An 18743-nucleotide genomic window follows, 5' to 3' on the forward strand; every position below is an offset into this window, starting at 1 on the left:
AATGTACAATTTTATTTAGAAAAACACGGGCGTGCCAATCCTCAAAATGAATATGTGCAGCATACTGAAGCCGTATTTAAACGTATTGTTGCAGTTGCAGATAAAAAACACCACCGTTACCCACAACTCGCGATTATCAATAGTCCCACTGATCCTTGGGCAATTGCATTGCCAGATGGCTATATTGTCATTGCATCAAAAACATTGGATATTTGCTACAAAAATGTCTCAAAAGAAATTGGGGACACAAGGATTGCCTTTATTTTAGGTCATGAGCTGGCACATTTAGCAAACGATGACTTTTGGCATCAAGAAGTTGCACAATTTTCCCATCAAAACCAAGCCCTAAGTAAAGCCTTACAACATCGTCCCCAGCAAAAAGAAAAAGAGCTTGCCGCTGATGATCGAGGTTTTATCTATGCTGCGATTGCAGGTTATCCCGTTGATAAATTACTCAGTCAAGATTTTTTCCAGCATTGGCAACAACAAACCACTTCACACATTCATAGCCAAACCCATCCAAATCCACAAGCCCGTCAACAAATGCTCCAAGCGCGACTTGAACATATTTTGCAAAAATTACCTTTATTTCATTTTGGGGTACGCTTAAGTCATTTTGAACGTTGTGAAGATGCTGTGTATTTTTTGCGCGAATTTCAGAAAGTATTTCCTGCACGTGAAGTATTAAATAATCTGGGTTTTTGTTATTTACAATTGGCGCGACAGGAATTAGGCCAAGCGGCTTATTTTTACTGGATGCCGTTATTGCTTGATACTCATAGCCATGCGGATAATTTAGATTTAGCCCCAGCCAGTCCCCGACGCAGTATTGAGCCTGTACACAGTGCTGATAAATGGTTATTACAAGCTAAAGATTTTCTGGAACTTGCGATCAAAACAGACCCATATTATGTGCCAGCCCAGTTAAATTTAGCGGTAACTTTAGTGTATTTAAAAGAAATTTATCAAGCACGCGCCATTATCGAAAAAGCCCGAAAATTAGAACCCGATAATTTAATGATTCAAGGGCTTCGAGCACTGATTTTATATGAAGAAGGATTAGAGACCGATATGTGGTCACAAGCAATTCAATTACTACAAAAACTGATTGCGCAAAAAGAAGCCCCAATGTCTCTCGTTTACAATACTGCACGATTGCTAGATATTCGTGGACGTGCGGGTAGTGCCGTGTCATGGCAACGTTTAGCTCAACAAGTGGAAACTTTGCCGCCAGCAATTCAGCTCATTGTATGTAAAAAAACGGAGTGTCCTAATCAAGATAAAACAAGCTCTATATCAAAAAAATGGACGTTACCGTTGCAATTGGGAACTTATATACGACGTGATAAACAAGCACAACAGGTGTTGAAAAACAGTCAGTTTTTGCCGTTTGATTGGCAATTAGCACTTTATGGTAAGATTTATCAGAATCCACAACAAGGCTATGAATTCCTAGAAATGGCGGGTTATCTGGAGATGGTGGTCTTAAATCACGTTTCTGAAATCAGCCCTATTATGTTACAAGAGTATTGTGCAACGCCCTTACAACAACGCCAAATAGCTCAAGGTGAGCTGCATTTTTGCCAAGATTGGGCTGCTTTAGTCATCAATCAACAGCTTAAACAAGTGTGGCTAGTTAAAAATTAAGCACATTAAAGATTGATAATTAATAAGGCTTCATTGATAATTGTTTCCAACGTTATATACCTCTTACGAAACGAGCAGCACCATAATTCAAACACCTATCCTGCAATACCAATCGCACAGATTACAATGAAGGTGGTTTAGAATTTGAATAAGGTTTAACACACTGACTGTAACCAACCAGTTATCACAACAACCATATCGAGTAAGTCGTGTTTATAAGGCAGGTCTTGAGGACACTATGCAATGAGTTATAGTGCGCTGAGTATTAAATCCATTCTATTATTTTTCTTGATCGTGATCGTACTGACGTTCGCCATGACAGTAGGGCTATTCTTTAGTAAACATAGTGCCTTACAAAATCAATTGGCCTACTTGCGTTTGCAACAAGAAACGGAAAACTTTGCTGAAAGGTTAGATTCAGAAGTTGAGTTAGCCCAGCAAAATGTAAAACGATTAAAAGGCTATGTGTCTATTTTGGAAAATTCCGATGACATCCGCCAAATAGATGAGCATTTAATGTTTTTACGTCAAATGATGGCAGAAAATCTGCAATTTGAGCCAAGTCATTTTAGTAATTTCTTTGCATTAGAGCCTTTCAAAGCCCGTGAATATTTAAATCAGCAGGGCTATTTACTGTTTGTGCATAAAAATATTACCCAGCGTGACACCGCTCGTTATAACAAACCACACAATATGATTGTTGAATCATGGACTGAGCCTAATTACGTGAATGATCCGCGTAAATTCTGGTATCACCTTGGTAAGCGTTCGCAAGATATGCAAGTCACGCCGATTTATGAAGACGATGATTATCTAAAACAAGGCATGTTTAGCATCACCCAAGGTTTATACAATCAACGCCGATTTTACGGCGTGGTTGGGGTTGGTTTGTTGGTCGACAGCTTTTTTGAAGATATTGAAAACAAACGTTTAGGCAATACAGGCGGGATGTTTTTAGCGGATTATCAAGCGGGGACATTGCTGAGTAAAATGGCTGATGGTACAGCACAGTTCTTACCTGTCAGTGAGCGGATGCAATACACATTGTACAGTTCGAATAAAGAGCAGCCTTTCTGGAAAACTTTATTAACCAAAGATATGCCATATCAAGAATACGAAGCCAATGGCACAACCTATACTTTATCCTCGAAAAAATTACATAATTTACCTTGGACATTGGTCAGCTATCAACAGACTTCTGAGCTAAAAAGTGATAAACGCTACAGTCTGAACTTGTTTGTTTTATTTAGTTTGATTCTCGTATTATTATTGGGTGCAATGTTTTTGGTGCTATATCGTTCCTTCGCCCGTTCATTGTCGACCTTATTACACAAACTACCCAAGGCAGTGACCAATCCAAATGAGATTAAGTCATTAGAATATGGTGTGATTGAGCTTAAGCAGCTATCACAAATGTTCGTGCAACTGGTTACCAAACTCAATAAATTTAACGGCGACAAAACGGAATGTGTCAAGCGTTTACAATCATTACGTAAAGCCCAATTAGAACAAGTGCAATTGTATGAAAAACGTAAGGAAGAGCTATCAAAAGTCACTCGTGAAGCACAAAATTCACGTGGTGAGGCTCAAAAAATGCGGTTGCAAATCCAAAAATCACGGGTGGAAATTCAAAAATATAAATTAGAAGCACAACGCGCCAAAGTGCAAGCCAATGCGGCAAATCAGACCAAAACCCAATTCTTAGCCAATATGAGCCATGAATTGCGCACCCCAATGAATGCCATTATTGGGTATACCGAGATTTTACAAGAAGATGCGAAAGACCAAGGACGTGATGAGTTTATCCCTGATTTGCAGAAAATTCACGGCGCAAGTTATCATTTATTGGATTTGATTAATAATTTGTTTGATATGTCGCGGATTGAGTCCAGTAAAATGGATTTATATATTGAAACCTTTGATATTGCACCGATGATTCAAGATGTAGCGAATGCCGTCGCACCATTATTGGAAAAACAATCTAATATTTTGAAAGTCAATTGCGATAGTGCTTTAGGTACGATGTCGGCGGATTTGACCAAAGTACGGCAGAATTTGATGAATTTATTAACCAATGCCAATAAGTTTTCACAACAAAGTATCATCACTTTAATGGTGACCAGAGAACAGGATGAAGCACGGGTTGATTGGATTATTTTTGGGATTGCAGATCAAGGTATCGGCATGACTGATGACCAAATGAAGAAATTATTCCAAGCATTTGCCCAAATTGACCAGAATACTCAACGCCGTTATGGTGGCAGCGGTTTAGGTTTGGCTATTACAAAACAATTCTGTGAGATCATGGGTGGCGATATTTCTGTTGATAGCCGTTTCAGTGAAGGCAGTACGTTTACAATTCGTTTGCCTGCTGAAGTGAAGCCTATGGAAATTGTTTAACTTCGATATGATATGAACACATGAACAGTGGTTCAGACGCTTTATGAAATACAAAATAATCCAATCAATCACAAAGTGTGTTATTTATAATTAATTGGTTTTATTTGCAAATTCAAAAAGTATCTGAACCCTCATTAGTTAAAAAACGGCCGTTCTACACGCAGCTAATTATTAATACTGCCGCCAATCGTGAGAATAACATCACCATTACCACCTGGCGCACTGCCTGCATTTGTATCTCCCGCAGTAATCGATAATGTTATCACCACATTTTTCCGTTCAGGATAGACTCCGTCTTTATCTGGTGGTTCACTAGATAAGATAAAACTAAATTCAGGCAATCCCCGTCCTACTGAATCATTAATTTCAAACCCAACTGCACCACCTAATACACCACCGCTGGTTGTTATTGTCAGCTTCGTACCTGCCACCAAGGCATTGCCATAAACATCGCTAAGACTTAAGCCATCAAATCCAGAGACGATAAATTGTTGTGCCCCATCATTGGGTATGTCAAAGCTATTAGGAGTAATCGTTGGTATTTGGGTTCGATCCGAGAATAAAAACTGAGTTGCTGTCCAAATCGTAGTATTAGATTCAAATTGCCCATTTTGGATGGTAAAACGACTATTTTGATTAACATCAACATAAATCTCACCTTCGTCGAACTGTCCATTATCATTGGCATCAATGTAAGGTTCGGTTAAATCTTCAAATGGCTCATTGGCATCATATTGTCCATTTCCGTTTAAATCAGTATAACTTTCGCTGCCTGTTGTATAAGCGATGACTGTCACAAATCCAGGATTACCACACATAGATTGAGATGCGCCAGAAATCAAAGAAAATGGCAAATTACATTCATAACCTATCGTACTAATAAAAGGAACACCGCCGAGATTAGGTGTAGTGGGAGCAGCAGATTGTAAAATGGCACTCGCGCGACCCAATACCGTTGTGGTGGTAAACGCTTGGCCAACACTTTGTCCAATCAGCCCGCCTTCAGTAATAAAACTGACACTGGTATCACTGGCAACCACGTTACCATAACGATCACCAACATAGGCTGTCACTGTATCTTCAAGGCCAAATTGCACCCCGCCTGCTATATTCAAATATTCTGCCGCCAATGATAAATGTCTGGCATCAGGCGTATTACTGACAATCGGTATCCGAGCAATAGCAGTCGCATCAGAATCTTTAACGCTGGCAATCACATCAACCGTACCTGACACGACACCTGTACGCAAAATAGTTGAAACCACTCCATTGCTGCTAATCGCACTGTTAAAGATTAAACTTTCACCCCCGCTTAAACCCGTATCGCCTAAGCTAAACTGTACCGTGCGCCCATCAACAGGATTGCCTGCATTATCTTTCACGGTAAATTCAATCGTTGTCGTTTGCGCCGTACCTGAACCCAGTACCCCTAATTCCCGTGGTTCAATATTGGACACTTCAATTGCCCCAGCATCACCTGACTGAATATTAAGATTTAAAATACTGCTGATTTCATCATTGATACGCGCGGTAATAACTGCTGTGCCTGCTTTTGTACTGGCTGCATAATTGACTTGAGCTTGACCATTTTCTGCACTAATCGCCTCACCTCCAATCGTACCAGTGTTGGCACTGAACGCGACATTTTCTCCTTGTACTGGATTGCCGTATTTATCCACAACAGTGGCAATAATTTGAGTTTGCTCAGTTAAGGTTAAATCCTGTTTTTCTGCACTTAAAATAATCCGTTGCGGTGGCAGTTCAGTAAATTCAATCGAAGCGGATACAGAGTCCAACAAACCTGCATTGGCAATAACTTGCCCTTTACCTTGCTGTGTACTTTGGATATTCATCACCGCTTGTCCTAGCTCATTGCTCAAAACCGTCAGCGTATTTTGCAGCTCCTCCTCAGTAAATGTCTCATCCTCATTAACATCAAAATAATAATTAAAGTTCACTTGAACATTTGGAATCGGTGTATTAAATGCATCGGTTATAGTCACTATCATTATTGCACTGAGTTCAGCATCCGCTGCCACTGAGGCTTGTAATGGAGATAAAGACAATTTTGCACCAAAATAAATCGGTATCGTTTGATTAATGCTGCTAACTTGCGCGGTTACATTAATATTTTGAGCTTTAGAGCTAGAGACTTTTGTTTGTATTTGTCCTGTTGCATCGGTTGAACCACGGGCTGGGTCTAAACTGACATCGGTTATATTATTATCCTGCGTCGTTGCTGAAAAAATAACAAACTGATTACTCAATGCTTGCCCAAGTTCATTGGTCATTTGTGCAATCACATCCGCTTGTTTATCAACAGGTATAATTTGATTTGGAGCTGAAATTAATAATCGCGAACCATTGGCTAATTGAGTGGTAAAATTCACTTGAGCTTGCGCGTTAAGCGAACCACGTAACGCTTGTACCAATGCTGAACCACCATCGTTATTTAAATCAGTAATGCTGACGGTTGCAACACCTTGACTATTGGTCACCGCTTCAGTCGGGCTTAAGGTTTCATTATTTGAGGCTGCAAAACTAAATCGAATGGTTTCATTATCTAATGGCGTATTGTTTCCGTCTTTGAGTAATGCAGTTAAAACCGTTTCACTTGATACGGTGCTGACATTAGGCAACAACACCAAACTTGAACCAAAATATAAATCAACACTTTGCAATGTCGTGCCGCTGACAACGGTGAGTGTGACATTTTCAACCGTATTATTAATGACTGTAAAACGGGCTTGTCCATTATTATCCGTGCGTTCAGGCACATCATTTAATGTTGCATTGCCTGAGATACTGGCGGTAAATGGGGTGTTGGCTAAAGCTTGCTGACTGTCTTGCACATTATTAAACAAGGCCACAGTGACAGCGACTTGATCTTGTAAATTCAGCACAGTTTCAGAGGTTTGTATTGAAATATTATTAACAGCCAGTGCATTGAAAACCAAGCTCGCAGGTGCACTGCTTGTTCCTCCTGCATTGGCTGTCACGCTAAATTCTTCCACCACATTATTGGTCACGGTGCTGCTAAAACGGCCATTTTCTGCACTGACACCGCTGATTGCACTGAAAAATGCACTGTTTGAACTGCTCACAAAGTTAATCGGAATCCCTACTAAAGCTTGATTATTGGCATCTCGTACAATCGCAGTGATTTGAATCTGTCCCTGTCCATCAGCAATTTGTGGGCTGTTACTAACAATCAGTTCAATTGCAGTCACATCAGGATTAATTCCTGTTGCAAAAAAACGGACTTGGCTATTATTACTGGTTAAATTACCTGTGATGGCTTGTAAGCTAATTGGGTCTGAATTGGTACTGATTAAACCCACTTCGGCGCGACCATTCTCATTTGTCACAGCGGGTGAACCTTGTAAAAAGCCAGAGCCTTCCGTAATTTGAAAATTAACAGGAATCCCTTGAATTGCTGCACCATTGCTATCGGTCACAATTGCCGTCATTGCGGTGGCGGTACTACCATCTGCTGTGCCATTAGCAGATTCAGGAATTAAACTGATGCTTGCGCCAAAATATAACGGAATAGTCTGTTGTGCGGTGTCTGCATTAGCGGTAATTTGCACATTGCGATTGGCTTTGACCCGAGTTGAGGCTTCTCCATCAGCATTAGTTTGCGCACTAAGTGGGTTGATTGTCGCATCATCACCACTAAAATTAATCACTTGACCTGCAACAGGTAAACCATTGTTATCGATTACTCGTGCAATCACAATCGCAGTGTCATTTGAGCCTAATAAATTGCTACTACTGCTCAGTGCTAAAGTACGATTCTCACCAAAGGCGGCATTAAAATTGACTTTGGCTTGTGTCTCAATTGCGCCACTGGCAGCTTTTACCGTTACTTGTCCACCATCGCTCTGCACATCATTCACGGTTACTGAAGCCACACCATCATTACCCGTCAATACTTGATTACTGCTTAAGGTCTCATTATTATTGCCAACAAAACTAAAATTAATTGGCTGTCCCACAATCGCAGTTTGATTGACATCTTTTAAAATTGCACTCAATGTCGATGTCGTTACCGCATTGGATTCACTGGGTAGTAAGGTTAAATTTGCCCCAAAATATAAATTCAATTGCTGTTCAAATTGACCACTGGTTGCAGTAACAGTAACATTTTCTGCTTTGCTATTAGAGATTTGAAACCGAGCTTGTCCCGTTGCATCAGTCGTCTGTGGCACATTTTTAGTTTTGGCTGTACCTGTCACTTGTACGGAAAAATTTGCACCTGCTAATGGAATCGGATCAGTTTTTCCCTGATATAAAGTTAAGGTTAAATTTGCACTCTGATTGGTTGCCAAAGCCGTATTGTCTGTGTTTAATACCAGCCCATCAGCTGGAGCAATAAAGGTGATTTCTTGCGCTTGACCACGAACACCGCCTGCGATTGGGGTCACGTCAAATATTTCAGCTAGGGTACTGGTGACACTAGTCGTAAAATGGCCGCTTTCATTGGTCAGCCCACTTAAAGTAGCAAAAATCGCGGTATCAGACTGAGGCGATAAATTAATTTGCACATTAGGAATCAAATCACCTTGGCTGTCTCGAGCAGTCACGTCCAATAACACAGTTGATGTACCATCAGCGCGTTGAAAATTATTAGTGACGGTTAAATTAATCGTATCGACTCGACCGTCAGTTAAGCTATTCACAAAAGTTAAACGCACCACTTCACTATTGACTGTACTGGCTTGCGCATACACATCTAAGGTTTCAGGAATCGTATTTGTAATAGAGCTTGTGACAATACCTTGATTATTGGTTTGGCCACTGAATTGGCTAAAAATCGCTGTTTCAGAATTGCTATTAAAACCCAGCGTAATATTAGGAATTGGCGTGTTATTTTCGTCTCGAGCAATCGCTGTAAGATTAATCTCACTTTGTCCATTGGCAGGTTGATTATTATCACTGACTAATAAGATGATTTTTGCAATATTGATATTGCCATCATTGAAACTCAACGAGACCTCAGGACTTTGCACCGAACCAGAACGGGCTAATACACGGAATGTTTGAGCGGTGTTACTGCTAATACTGGTGGTCAATATGCCTTGTTCATTAGTTGTGCCTGTAAACGGGGTTAAAATCACGGTATCCGAAGAACTAATAAAATCAATCGGAATATCTGGAATCGGCAAGTTATCCGTATTTCGAGCAATTGCAGTTAAGGTAATCGGCGTGCTGTTATTGGCTAGTTGGTTATTATTGTTGACTAATAAGGTGATTTTGTTGACTTCAATTCCTTCAATAAAATTGACTGTGACAAACTCACTGGTTTTATTGCCTGCACTGGCACTGACTAAAAAGAATTCAATTTGAGTATTGCTAATCACTGTGGTCAAAACCCCTTGAGCACTGGTTGTACCTGTAAAAGGAGTCAAAATAGCTGAATCAGATTGACTGCTGAAACTGATGGGGACATTGGCAATTGGATTGTTGTTACTATCGCGAGCGATTGCGGTTAAGGTGACGACTGCTTGTCCATCAGCTAATTGGTTATTGTCTTGAATCAATAAAACCACTTTGGCAACATTGGCTTGAATGATTTCATCTTCAGTTTGTGTCGTAGTAGATGAACCGCCACCACCACCGACGCAGGCAGTTAACATCAGTAACATTAACCATCCAGTTATAATGCGTACAACCATCCTTGACCCCTTACAATGCAAACAGTGCTATATATAGAAATGTATTTTAAACCAAGCTGATATGAATAAGAAAGGACGTATTATAGATTTAATCTGTGGTGGGTTTGATATTTTAGGATGATGAACGGATTTCAAGACCGATAATCCTCAGCTTGAACAGTTCAAATAATCAAGTTCTCATAAAAAAACCCTAGCTTGTTCATAAGAAGCATAGGGCTTTTTAAATAAAGACAATATGTAAATACTTTATTTAGGCTAAAACTGATAACAACAAATTTTACCCCAAAAATTATCTGACAATACCTCGCGCTGAGCGTTTATCCAAAAATTCAATAAATCGATTCACTTCTGAACAGGTTTCAGCTAATTTAGTTAATTCAATTAATGCTTCTTCTACAGTAAAGCCTTGTTTATAAATTATTTTATAGGCTTGGTATAAATTACGGATGATTTCAGAACTAAATCCATTACGCTTAAGTCCTTCTTTATTTAGGCCATAAGCTTCCGCACGATTACCCCAAACGGTAACATAAGGTGGCACATCTTTGAAAATAACTGAACCTGCACCCGAAAAACTATAAATACCCATACTGCAAAATTGATGTACTAAACTAAATCCGCCTAAAATAACATAGTCATCAATCTGGACATGACCTGCGAGTGATGCCCCATTAGCAAAAATAGTATGATTTCCAACACGACAATCATGGGCAAAGTGCGTATACGCCATAATCCAGTTGTCATTGCCAATGCTTGTAATACCACCACCTTGTTCAGTACCACGGTTCATGGTGCAATATTCACGGATTTCATTATCGTCACCTATTTCAAGGAGCGTAGGCTCGCCCGCATATTTTTTATCTTGCGGATTCTCGCCCAATGAAGCAAATTGAGAAATGCGATTATTTTTACCAATACGGGTTGGCCCTTTAATCACAACATGCGAACCAATCTCGGTACCTGCATCAATCTGTACATTTGCCTCAATAACAGAAAAAGGCCCGACTTGGACACTGCTATCCAATTCCGCCTTAGGGTCTATGATGGCTTGTGGGTGTATCAAGTTGGAATATCTCTTTTCATGCACATCAAATCAGCAGTTGCAACTACTTTGCCATCTACAGTAGATGTGGCTTTATATTTCCACATACCGCGAGTAATGCGCGTTAATATCACTTCAATCAATAATTGGTCACCTGGTTCTACAGGCTGTTTAAATCGGGCATTATCCACGCCGACCAAATAATACAGCGAGTTATCATCTGGTTGTGCTTCACTGGTTTTAAATGCTAATACACCTGTTGCCTGTGCCATTGCTTCAATAATAAGCACTCCAGGCATGACTGCACGATGTGGAAAATGACCTTGAAAGTATGGCTCATTAATAGACACATTTTTAATCGCGGTCAAAGACTCACCTAACGTATAATCAGTTACACGGTCAATCAATAAAAAAGGATAACGGTGTGGAAGATGCTGAAAAATTTCATAAATATCCATTTTACTCATATTGCTTCAGACACCCCTAAGTTGATGAAAATTTTGAGTTGTTTTTTAGGGTTTGTACACATTTTGCTATATCGTTGAGATGTTTAAATTGATGGAAGTTTCTACGCCAGCGTTGGCTGAGCTCTAATGGTGTGCCCGATGAATAAATCCCTGATTCTGTAATAGATTGCAATACAATTGAGCCACCTGTCACTTGTACATTATCAGCAATTTCAATATGTCCTACAATACCCACACCACCTGCTATCATACAACAACGACCGATATGGGTACTGCCAGCAATGCCGACGCAACCTGCAATTGCGGTATGTTCGCCAATAAATACGTTATGCGCAATCTGAATCTGGTTATCTAATTTTACACCGTTACTGATAATGGTATCTTCTAATGCGCCTCTATCAATCGTGGTATTTGCACCAATTTCGACATCATCGCCAATCGAAACCTTACCCAATTGTGGCACTTTCACCCATTGCCCTTTATTATTTGCCAAGCCAAACCCATCAGCACCAATCACAGCCCCGGAATGAATCACACAACGTTGACCAATTTGAGTTTGAGCATATAAAGTCACATTAGCTGCCAAATGACTATGCGCACCAAGCCGCACATCCCGCCCAATCACACAACCTGCTCCTACTTCAACATGTTCATGAATATGAGTACCTGCTTCAATGACCGCTTGTGCACCAATGCTAGCAGTTTCTGCCACATGAGCATCAGGGCTTACCCATGCAGTGGGATGAACACCAACATAAGATTTAGGGATAGGATTTAACAAACGCGCGGCATGAGCATAACCCAAATAAGGATTATCCATAACCAGTGCGGGTACAGGGCTATAGCTCAAATCTTTCTGTGAAACGATCACTGCTGCCGCTTGGGTTTGAGTTAAGTCATCCCGGTACAGGCGATTAGAAAAAAAGCTAACTTCGTGCGCTGTAGCCTGCCTTAAACTCGCAATGCCTGAAATATTGACTTCAGAAGCATTGGTATCGTTTAATTGTGCGCCAATTTGAATTGCGAGTTGTGCAAGACTAATAGAAACCATCATCTTAACTTTAATTAAATTATTTAGAGCGAGCTAAGTTCTTTAAAACCTTGTTCGTAATATCAACTTTATCACTTGCCCATACAACACCATCGCTTAAGATCATGTCATAGCGTTCTTTTTTGGCAAGACGCTGAATTTCCTCAATAATTTTCTTCTGTAATTTATCTAATTCTTCATTGCGACGGATATTGTAATCTTCACGAAATTCATCTTGATGGCGTTGTAATTCACGGCGTTTTGAAATGATGTCACGTTCCAAATCACGGCGTTTGGATTCACTCATAATTGCGCCATCTTTAGCTAACTTCGAATCTGCTTTGCTTAATTGCTGACGTAAAGCACCGATACGACGCTGCTTAGGCGCAAACTCTTTTTCTAAACGGGCATTGGCTGACTCAACCTGAGGTGCAGATTCCATAATTTTCACCGCATTAACAAAACCAATTTTGATTTCTGCTGATGCGACTGAACTAAAGCCCCATAAGGCTAGAATCAAATATAAACTGTGTTTAGGTAATAAATTCATCGTTTCCACTCAAATTTTAAATAAATTAGTTCGTCGTATTATTTAACCATAAATGAACAAAAGATGCTGCTCTAAATTTAGAAGTTAGTACCAATTGCAAATTGGAATACTTGAGTACGATCACCATCAAATTTTTTCAAAGGTCGTGCGACACTGAATGTCATTACACCTACAGGCGTAACCCAAATTGCTGATAAACCCGCAGAGTAGCGGAATTTACCTACATCAAAATCATCGTTAGGTCCAAAGACATTACCACCATCAACGAAAGCAGACAAACGTAATGAGCGCACATTTTCGACAAATGGGACAGGTAAAATCACTTCTGCGTTAAAAATGGTTTTTAAATTACCACCATAAGAGCGACCCAATGAATCTAATGGCCCTAAGGTATTTTCTTCAAAGCCACGCACACTGTGAGGACCACCTGCAATGTAATTTTCATAAAAAGGCATTTCACTGTCATCGTTATAAGAGTCACCGTAACCAATGTCACCTTTTAAGAACAAGGTATATCTTTCACTCAATGGATATAGCCACTGATGACGATAGCTGACCTTGTAATACTCTAAATCACTAATACCTGGCACGGATACTTCTGCACTGAACGCACGTAATGTGCCTCTATCGGCAAATAAAGCACGGTTGCGAGTATCATGCGCCCACGATGCGGTAAGACGATATGAATCATAAGCCTCACCATGTTTAGCAAGAAATTCATGAACTTCATCAGCAGTATAATCGGTGGTTTTCACTTCGGTATGGTCAAACGCACCGCCCAAGCGAATACTATTAAATTCACTCAATGGAATACCATAAGTGATATTGCCGCCATAAGCATCGGTTGCATAACGACTTAAGTTTGCCTCAGCTGCATCAGTTTCACGGAAGAAGATTGAGGCACTACGACTCACACCATGAACATCAGTGTACGGATTGAAATAAGATAAACTGTATAAGGTATTGTATTCACTGTTATTAAAACTAAAGCCAACCCGTTTACCTGAGCCTAAAAAATTATCTTGGGTGACACTGGCATTGAATAACACACCATAGGTTTGCGAATAACCTAAGCCTGCCATTAAGTTACCTGATGGCATTTCTATCACATTGTAATTGACATCAATTTGGTCATCTGTGCCTTGAACCAAAGCAGTATCAATATCCACTTGCTCAAAATAATTCAGACGTTCCAAACGATTTTTCGAACGTTTCAAGGCTTTAGTCGACACCCACGCCGATTCCATTTGACGCATTTCACGCCGCATTACTTCGTCACGAGTCCGAATATTGCCTGCAAAATTAATCCGTCTGACATAAGTGCGTTTACCCGGTTCCATGAAGAAATTCAATGCCACGGTTTTAGCTTCGTCATTCACATCTGGAATCGCATTCACATTGGCAAAAAAGTAACCTTCTTCGCCAATTCTATCACTTAAGGCTTCACTACTGGCACTAATTGCTTTACGTGAAAATACTTCACCTGATTCAATTTGTAGTTGTTTTTGCAATTCTTCTTCAGGCAGAATCAAATTACCGATAATCTTAATATCAGAAATACTATACTTGTCACCCTCGGTTAAGTTGATGGTGATGTAGACATCTTTTTTATCGGGGCTAATCGAAACTTGGGTCGAATCAATGGTGAAATTGACATAACCTTGATCTTGGTAAAATGAACGAATGGTCTCAATATCACCTGATAATTTTTCACGGGAATATTGGTTACTTTTAGAGAAAAATGAAAACCAGCCACCCGTATTTAATTGCATTTCATCTAATACATCATCATCATCAAATGTTTGATTTCCAACCACACTGATATGGCGAATTTTTGCAACTAAGCCTTCGGAAACATTCAGTAAAATACCTACCCGATTACGCACTAAAGGCGTGACTTCAGAACTGATTTTAACCGCGTATTTGCCTTTGCTAAAATATAAACGCTGTAATTCTTGTTCTACTTTATCTAATAAAGATTGGTTAAACACTCGGCCTTCAGCGAAACCAACTTTTTTCAATGATTCTTTTAAATCATTGGTTTCCATGTCTTTATTGCCTTCAAAGGTAATTTGGGCAATTGCGGGGCGTTCTTCCAAGCTAATCACTACACTGTCGCCATCGCGACCGAGCTGCACATTTTTAAATAAACCTGTTTTAAATAATGAGGAAATTGCTGTGCTACTTTTTTGCGTATTCATTTCGTCGCCCACTTTAATCGGCAAGTAGTTAAATACTGTACCTGCTGAAATCCGACGTAAACCTTCTAAGCGGATATCTTCCACAGTAAATGCAGAAAAACTCCAAACCGAAGGTATGTATAAGCTCAGCAACAACGTGCCTATTTTAAGCAACCAGTGCAGTGTGTGTTGTGTCTTCATTAACCAAACAGCCGTCCAATATCATTAAAAATGGCAAGAAACATCAAGCCCAAAAGCAAAGCAAACCCAACCTGTTGCATGACGTATTGCATATTATCCGTCACGGGGCTGCCTTTAATCGATTCTATCAAATACATCAATAAGTGACCGCCATCCAAAACAGGTACAGGCAGCAAATTGATAACGCCTAAGCTTAAACTAATTAACGCCAAAAAGGAAATAAAAGCCACAAAACTGATTTGTGCGGTTTTTCCTGCATAATCAGCAATAGTGATAGGGCCGCTAATATGTTTTGCTGATACTTCTAAGGTCAACATTTTCCACAGGAGTTGCAGAGATAAAGTACTCATATCCCATGTTTTGACTGCCCCTTTACCCAGAGCTTGAAAAATATTATTGTGTTCGGTATACAAATATTGTTCTGGAATCGGTTGGCGTTGTGCATACACACCCATCAGACCTTGTCCCTCAATCTCATCAGGCGTAAGAGTTAAATTGATTATCTCAGCTCCGCGTTGCAATTGGGTTTCAATTTCCTTTTTAGGATGTGTTTTAACATAATTTGCCCACATTTGCCAATCCACTACAGTTTGTCCATCTACTGCTAAAATCTCATCACCAACGAGCAGACCATCACGCTGTCCCGCACTATTATCGGTAAAACCCGACACGGTTGCAGGTACAACACGATGAAACGGTTGAAAGCCTAAATGCTCAAATAGTTTGCCTTCTGCAACATCATCTAAGCTTAAACTTGCAGCACTCATAGTATGAGATTGAGTATAGTTATTGTCATCTTTTACAGCATAGATTAGGGTTGATTCACGGCTGAGAATTACTTTCAATGTCTTTTGTAACACATCTTCCCAGTTTTTGGTTTCCGTATTATTCACTGCGACAATTTCATCTTTTGCTTGCAAACCTGCTTGTGCTGCAACACTTTCAGGCTGCACTGTACCAATCACAGGTTTAATCATTTGTTCGCCTGCCATGAATACAATCGCATATAAAACAATGGCTAAGATGAAATTAAAGATAGGGCCTGCTGCTACAATTGCCGCACGTTTCCAGAGTTTTTGCTGATTAAATGCACGAGGTAAATCTTCTGGTGCAATCTCTTCACCATCATCAGCATCACCCAACATTTTGACATAGCCACCTAATGGAATCGGTGCAATTACAAATTCAGTTTTATCTTTACCCCATTGCTTCGAATAAATCGGCTTACCAAACCCAACCGAAAAACGCAGAATTTTAACCCCTAGTTGCTTCGCAACCCAATAGTGTCCGAACTCATGCACTGTGACTAAAATTGCAATCGCAACTAGGAATGCAAGAATCGCTATCAATACTGACATAGTTTCAACCTGTAATAGTTTTGGGGCTGGCAATCTCATTTTTTCAGGGAGTGCAAAACGTGTTTTGCTGGTGCAGAATAACGCACACTTCCATACTCATTGAATTTCCGTCTTTGAACGAAATAGCCAGCAGTCCTTATTTTATTTGTAAACGTTTGACTTCCAGATTTGCCAATTCGCGTGCTTGCGCGTCATCTTCTAAAATGAAATCTAAATGACTGGCATCTTTACCTGTTAAGTTGGTCAAAGTCTGTTCAATGACTATAGGAATATCAACGAATCGAATCTGTTTATCTAAAAAGGCTTGTACCGCGACTTCATTGGCAGCATTAAGAATCGTGGTTGTTGTGCCGCCTGCGAGCATCGCCTCATAAGCCAAACGTAAACAAGGGAATCGTTGCATATCAACATCTTCAAAATGAAGTTGGGCTATTTCGGCTAAATTCAATGAGTCTACGCCTGACTGAATCCGCTCTGGCCAAGTGAGGGCATGCGCAATCGGGGTACGCATATCAGGATTACCTAATTGAGCTAAAACTGAGCCGTCGACATATTCCACCATCGAATGAATAATGCTTTGTGGATGCAATAGCACCTTAATTTTATCGGGTGAACTATTAAATAACCAGCACGCTTCGATGACTTCCAGCCCTTTATTCATCATAGTGGCAGAGTCTACGGAAATTTTACGCCCCATATTCCAATTAGGATGTTTACAAGCTTGCTCTGGAGTCACCTTTTCAAGTTGTTTAGCAGTAAACGTACGGAAAGGTCCACCTGATGCGGTGAGAATTAATTGCTTAATCCCAAGATTATCCAATTCAATCGATTGAGAGTTTGTTTTTGTCAACGGCATACACTGAAATAAAGCGTTATGTTCGCTATCAATCGGTAGTAAGGTTGCGTAATTATGTTGTACCGCTTGCATAAACAACTTGCCCGACATCACCAATGCTTCTTTATTCGCCAGCAATAAACGTTTGCCTGTTTTGGCGGCGGCTAAGCTTGGCAATAAACCCGCACTACCGACGATTGCGGCCATCACAATACCAACTTCAGGCAAGCTCGCTACTTTGTTTAAGCCTTCAATCCCTGTTAATATTTTAGTATCACCTGCGTAATGCTGTTCTTTGAGTTGCTGCTGTAGTAAATCAGCATGTTTCTCATCTGAAACCACCGCATATTTAGGTTGCCAATATAAACATTGTTCTGCTAAACGTGACACATTAGTGTGTGCCGTGAGCGCGATGACTTTGAATTGATGACGGTGTTGAGCAACCACATTTAAGGTATTCAGCCCAATCGTCCCTGTTGCCCCTAAAATGGTAATCCCTATCAAAACCGAATTCCTAAAAGTATAGTGCCAATAACAAAAATCGGTGCTGCCGAAGTTAAACTATCTACGCGGTCTAACATGCCACCGTGCCCTGGTAAAAGTTGACTGCTGTCTTTGAGGTGCATTTGACGTTTAAACATACTTTCCGCCAAGTCGCCTAAAATCGAAACTAAGATAGTGATAAAACAGAGTCCAATAAATAAAAGGCTCTCGTGCACAGTCATATTGCGCCACAAAGTATAACTCAGACTGAGCAATAAACCACTGCCAATTGCGCCATAAACCCCTTCCCACGTTTTCTTAGGACTGATTTTAACCGCCAGTTTATGTTTACCCCAAGCCTTACCAATAAAGTATGCACTACTATCCGCCAGCCAAATTAAACTAAAGAAAAACAATACGCTATAACCTGTGTAATGTTGATGCAGATAAACTAAGGCTGTCCAAGCAGGTACTAAAATAACAATACCAAGTATCGCTTTAACCCATGAGGATTTAGGTACAGGATCATGTAGCCAGTCATATTGCACTCCCGTTTGCCAATACAACATCAATAGCCACCAAGCGACGGCAATTATCAAAATTGGATAGATATTAATCGGATGGAATTTTAAAATCAGGAATGCTGTAATTAAACCTGAGATAATGAGAATTGTATAACTTGCACGTGCAGGATTAGTGTGCCAGCCACAAATATCAGTCCACTCCCATGCAGCTAGTAGCACAAAAATACTCAGTGCAATAGCTAAAACCGTAGATGACAAATACATAATGCCACCGACGACGGAAGGGATTAATATGAGTGCAGTTAAAACCCGTTGCTGTAATTTTTTCGGCATTTTGACTCATAGGAC

The 18743-nt window shown here is 40.1% G+C and carries 11 protein-coding genes; 2 read left to right on the forward strand and 9 right to left on the reverse strand.

Annotated features, from left to right (window positions below; genetic code table 11):
* Both ABXH34_RS11025 and ABXH34_RS11030 read left to right on the forward strand, forming a co-directional pair.
* Window positions 1–1647: M48 family metalloprotease (locus ABXH34_RS11025; protein WP_353571938.1), on the forward strand; the 1647-nt coding region annotated here is incomplete at its 5' end.
* 243 nt (window positions 1648–1890) lie between these two features.
* A complete protein-coding gene (locus ABXH34_RS11030; RefSeq protein ID WP_353571939.1) occupies window positions 1891–4047 on the forward strand; it encodes a sensor histidine kinase in 2157 nt (718 codons plus the stop codon).
* Between the two features lie 164 nt (window positions 4048–4211).
* Here ABXH34_RS11030 and ABXH34_RS11035 read toward each other — a convergent pair whose 3' ends face one another.
* From ABXH34_RS11035 to ABXH34_RS11075, 9 genes are all read right to left on the reverse strand, one after another.
* On the reverse strand, window positions 4212–9695 hold the full coding sequence (locus tag ABXH34_RS11035) for a beta strand repeat-containing protein (RefSeq protein WP_353571940.1): 5484 nt from the start codon (window positions 9693–9695) through the stop codon (window positions 4212–4214).
* Between the two features lie 319 nt (window positions 9696–10014).
* Window positions 10015–10788 (reverse strand): acyl-ACP--UDP-N-acetylglucosamine O-acyltransferase, encoded by a 774-nt coding sequence (gene lpxA, locus ABXH34_RS11040; protein WP_353571941.1) that lies wholly within the window; start codon window positions 10786–10788, stop codon window positions 10015–10017.
* Window positions 10785–11234, reverse strand: coding sequence for a 3-hydroxyacyl-ACP dehydratase FabZ (fabZ, locus tag ABXH34_RS11045; protein ID WP_353571942.1), 450 nt, complete (start codon window positions 11232–11234; stop codon window positions 10785–10787). The genes lpxA and fabZ overlap by 4 nt, the downstream gene beginning before the upstream one ends.
* A gap of 16 nt (window positions 11235–11250) precedes the next feature.
* Window positions 11251–12288 carry a UDP-3-O-(3-hydroxymyristoyl)glucosamine N-acyltransferase gene (gene lpxD, locus ABXH34_RS11050; RefSeq protein WP_353571943.1) on the reverse strand — a complete coding sequence of 346 codons (1038 nt, stop codon included), beginning with the start codon at window positions 12286–12288 and terminating at the stop codon, window positions 11251–11253.
* Window positions 12289–12304: 16 nt separating this feature from the next.
* The gene (locus tag ABXH34_RS11055) at window positions 12305–12814 is read right to left on the reverse strand and encodes an OmpH/Skp family outer membrane protein (RefSeq protein WP_353571944.1); all 510 of its coding nucleotides are present in this window, start codon (window positions 12812–12814) and stop codon (window positions 12305–12307) included.
* A 77-nt stretch (window positions 12815–12891) separates the two neighbouring features.
* Window positions 12892–15195: an outer membrane protein assembly factor BamA gene (bamA, locus tag ABXH34_RS11060; protein WP_353571945.1), complete on the reverse strand. Its 2304-nt coding sequence runs from the start codon at window positions 15193–15195 to the stop codon at window positions 12892–12894.
* Window positions 15195–16553 (reverse strand): RIP metalloprotease RseP, encoded by a 1359-nt coding sequence (gene rseP, locus ABXH34_RS11065; RefSeq protein WP_353571946.1) that lies wholly within the window; start codon window positions 16551–16553, stop codon window positions 15195–15197. The genes bamA and rseP overlap by 1 nt, the downstream gene beginning before the upstream one ends.
* 136 nt (window positions 16554–16689) lie before the next feature.
* Window positions 16690–17892 (reverse strand): 1-deoxy-D-xylulose-5-phosphate reductoisomerase, encoded by a 1203-nt coding sequence (ispC, locus tag ABXH34_RS11070; RefSeq protein ID WP_353571947.1) that lies wholly within the window; start codon window positions 17890–17892, stop codon window positions 16690–16692.
* Window positions 17889–18728 (reverse strand): phosphatidate cytidylyltransferase, encoded by an 840-nt coding sequence (locus ABXH34_RS11075; protein WP_353571948.1) that lies wholly within the window; start codon window positions 18726–18728, stop codon window positions 17889–17891. Before ABXH34_RS11075 ends, ispC begins: the two co-directional genes overlap by 4 nt.
* Window positions 18729–18743: the final 15 nt, after the last annotated feature.

Origin of the sequence: Candidatus Albibeggiatoa sp. nov. BB20, from assembly GCA_016744725.1 — a bacterium.
Lineage (GTDB): Bacteria > Pseudomonadota > Gammaproteobacteria > Beggiatoales > Beggiatoaceae > Albibeggiatoa.

Bases quoted from the DNA above. Each gene is read 5' to 3' on its own strand.
- ABXH34_RS11030 (WP_353571939.1), top strand. From the start codon at position 1,891: ATGAGTTATAGTGCGCTGAGTATTAAATCCATTCTATTATTTTTCTTG.
- ABXH34_RS11035 (WP_353571940.1), bottom strand. From the start codon at position 9,695: ATGTTACTGATGTTAACTGCCTGCGTCGGTGGTGGTGGCGGTTCATCT.
- fabZ (WP_353571942.1), bottom strand. From the start codon at position 11,234: ATGAGTAAAATGGATATTTATGAAATTTTTCAGCATCTTCCACACCGT.
- lpxD (WP_353571943.1), bottom strand. From the start codon at position 12,288: ATGATGGTTTCTATTAGTCTTGCACAACTCGCAATTCAAATTGGCGCA.
- ABXH34_RS11055 (WP_353571944.1), bottom strand. From the start codon at position 12,814: ATGAATTTATTACCTAAACACAGTTTATATTTGATTCTAGCCTTATGG.
- bamA (WP_353571945.1), bottom strand. From the start codon at position 15,195: ATGAAGACACAACACACACTGCACTGGTTGCTTAAAATAGGCACGTTG.
- rseP (WP_353571946.1), bottom strand. From the start codon at position 16,553: ATGTCAGTATTGATAGCGATTCTTGCATTCCTAGTTGCGATTGCAATT.
- ABXH34_RS11075 (WP_353571948.1), bottom strand. From the start codon at position 18,728: ATGCCGAAAAAATTACAGCAACGGGTTTTAACTGCACTCATATTAATC.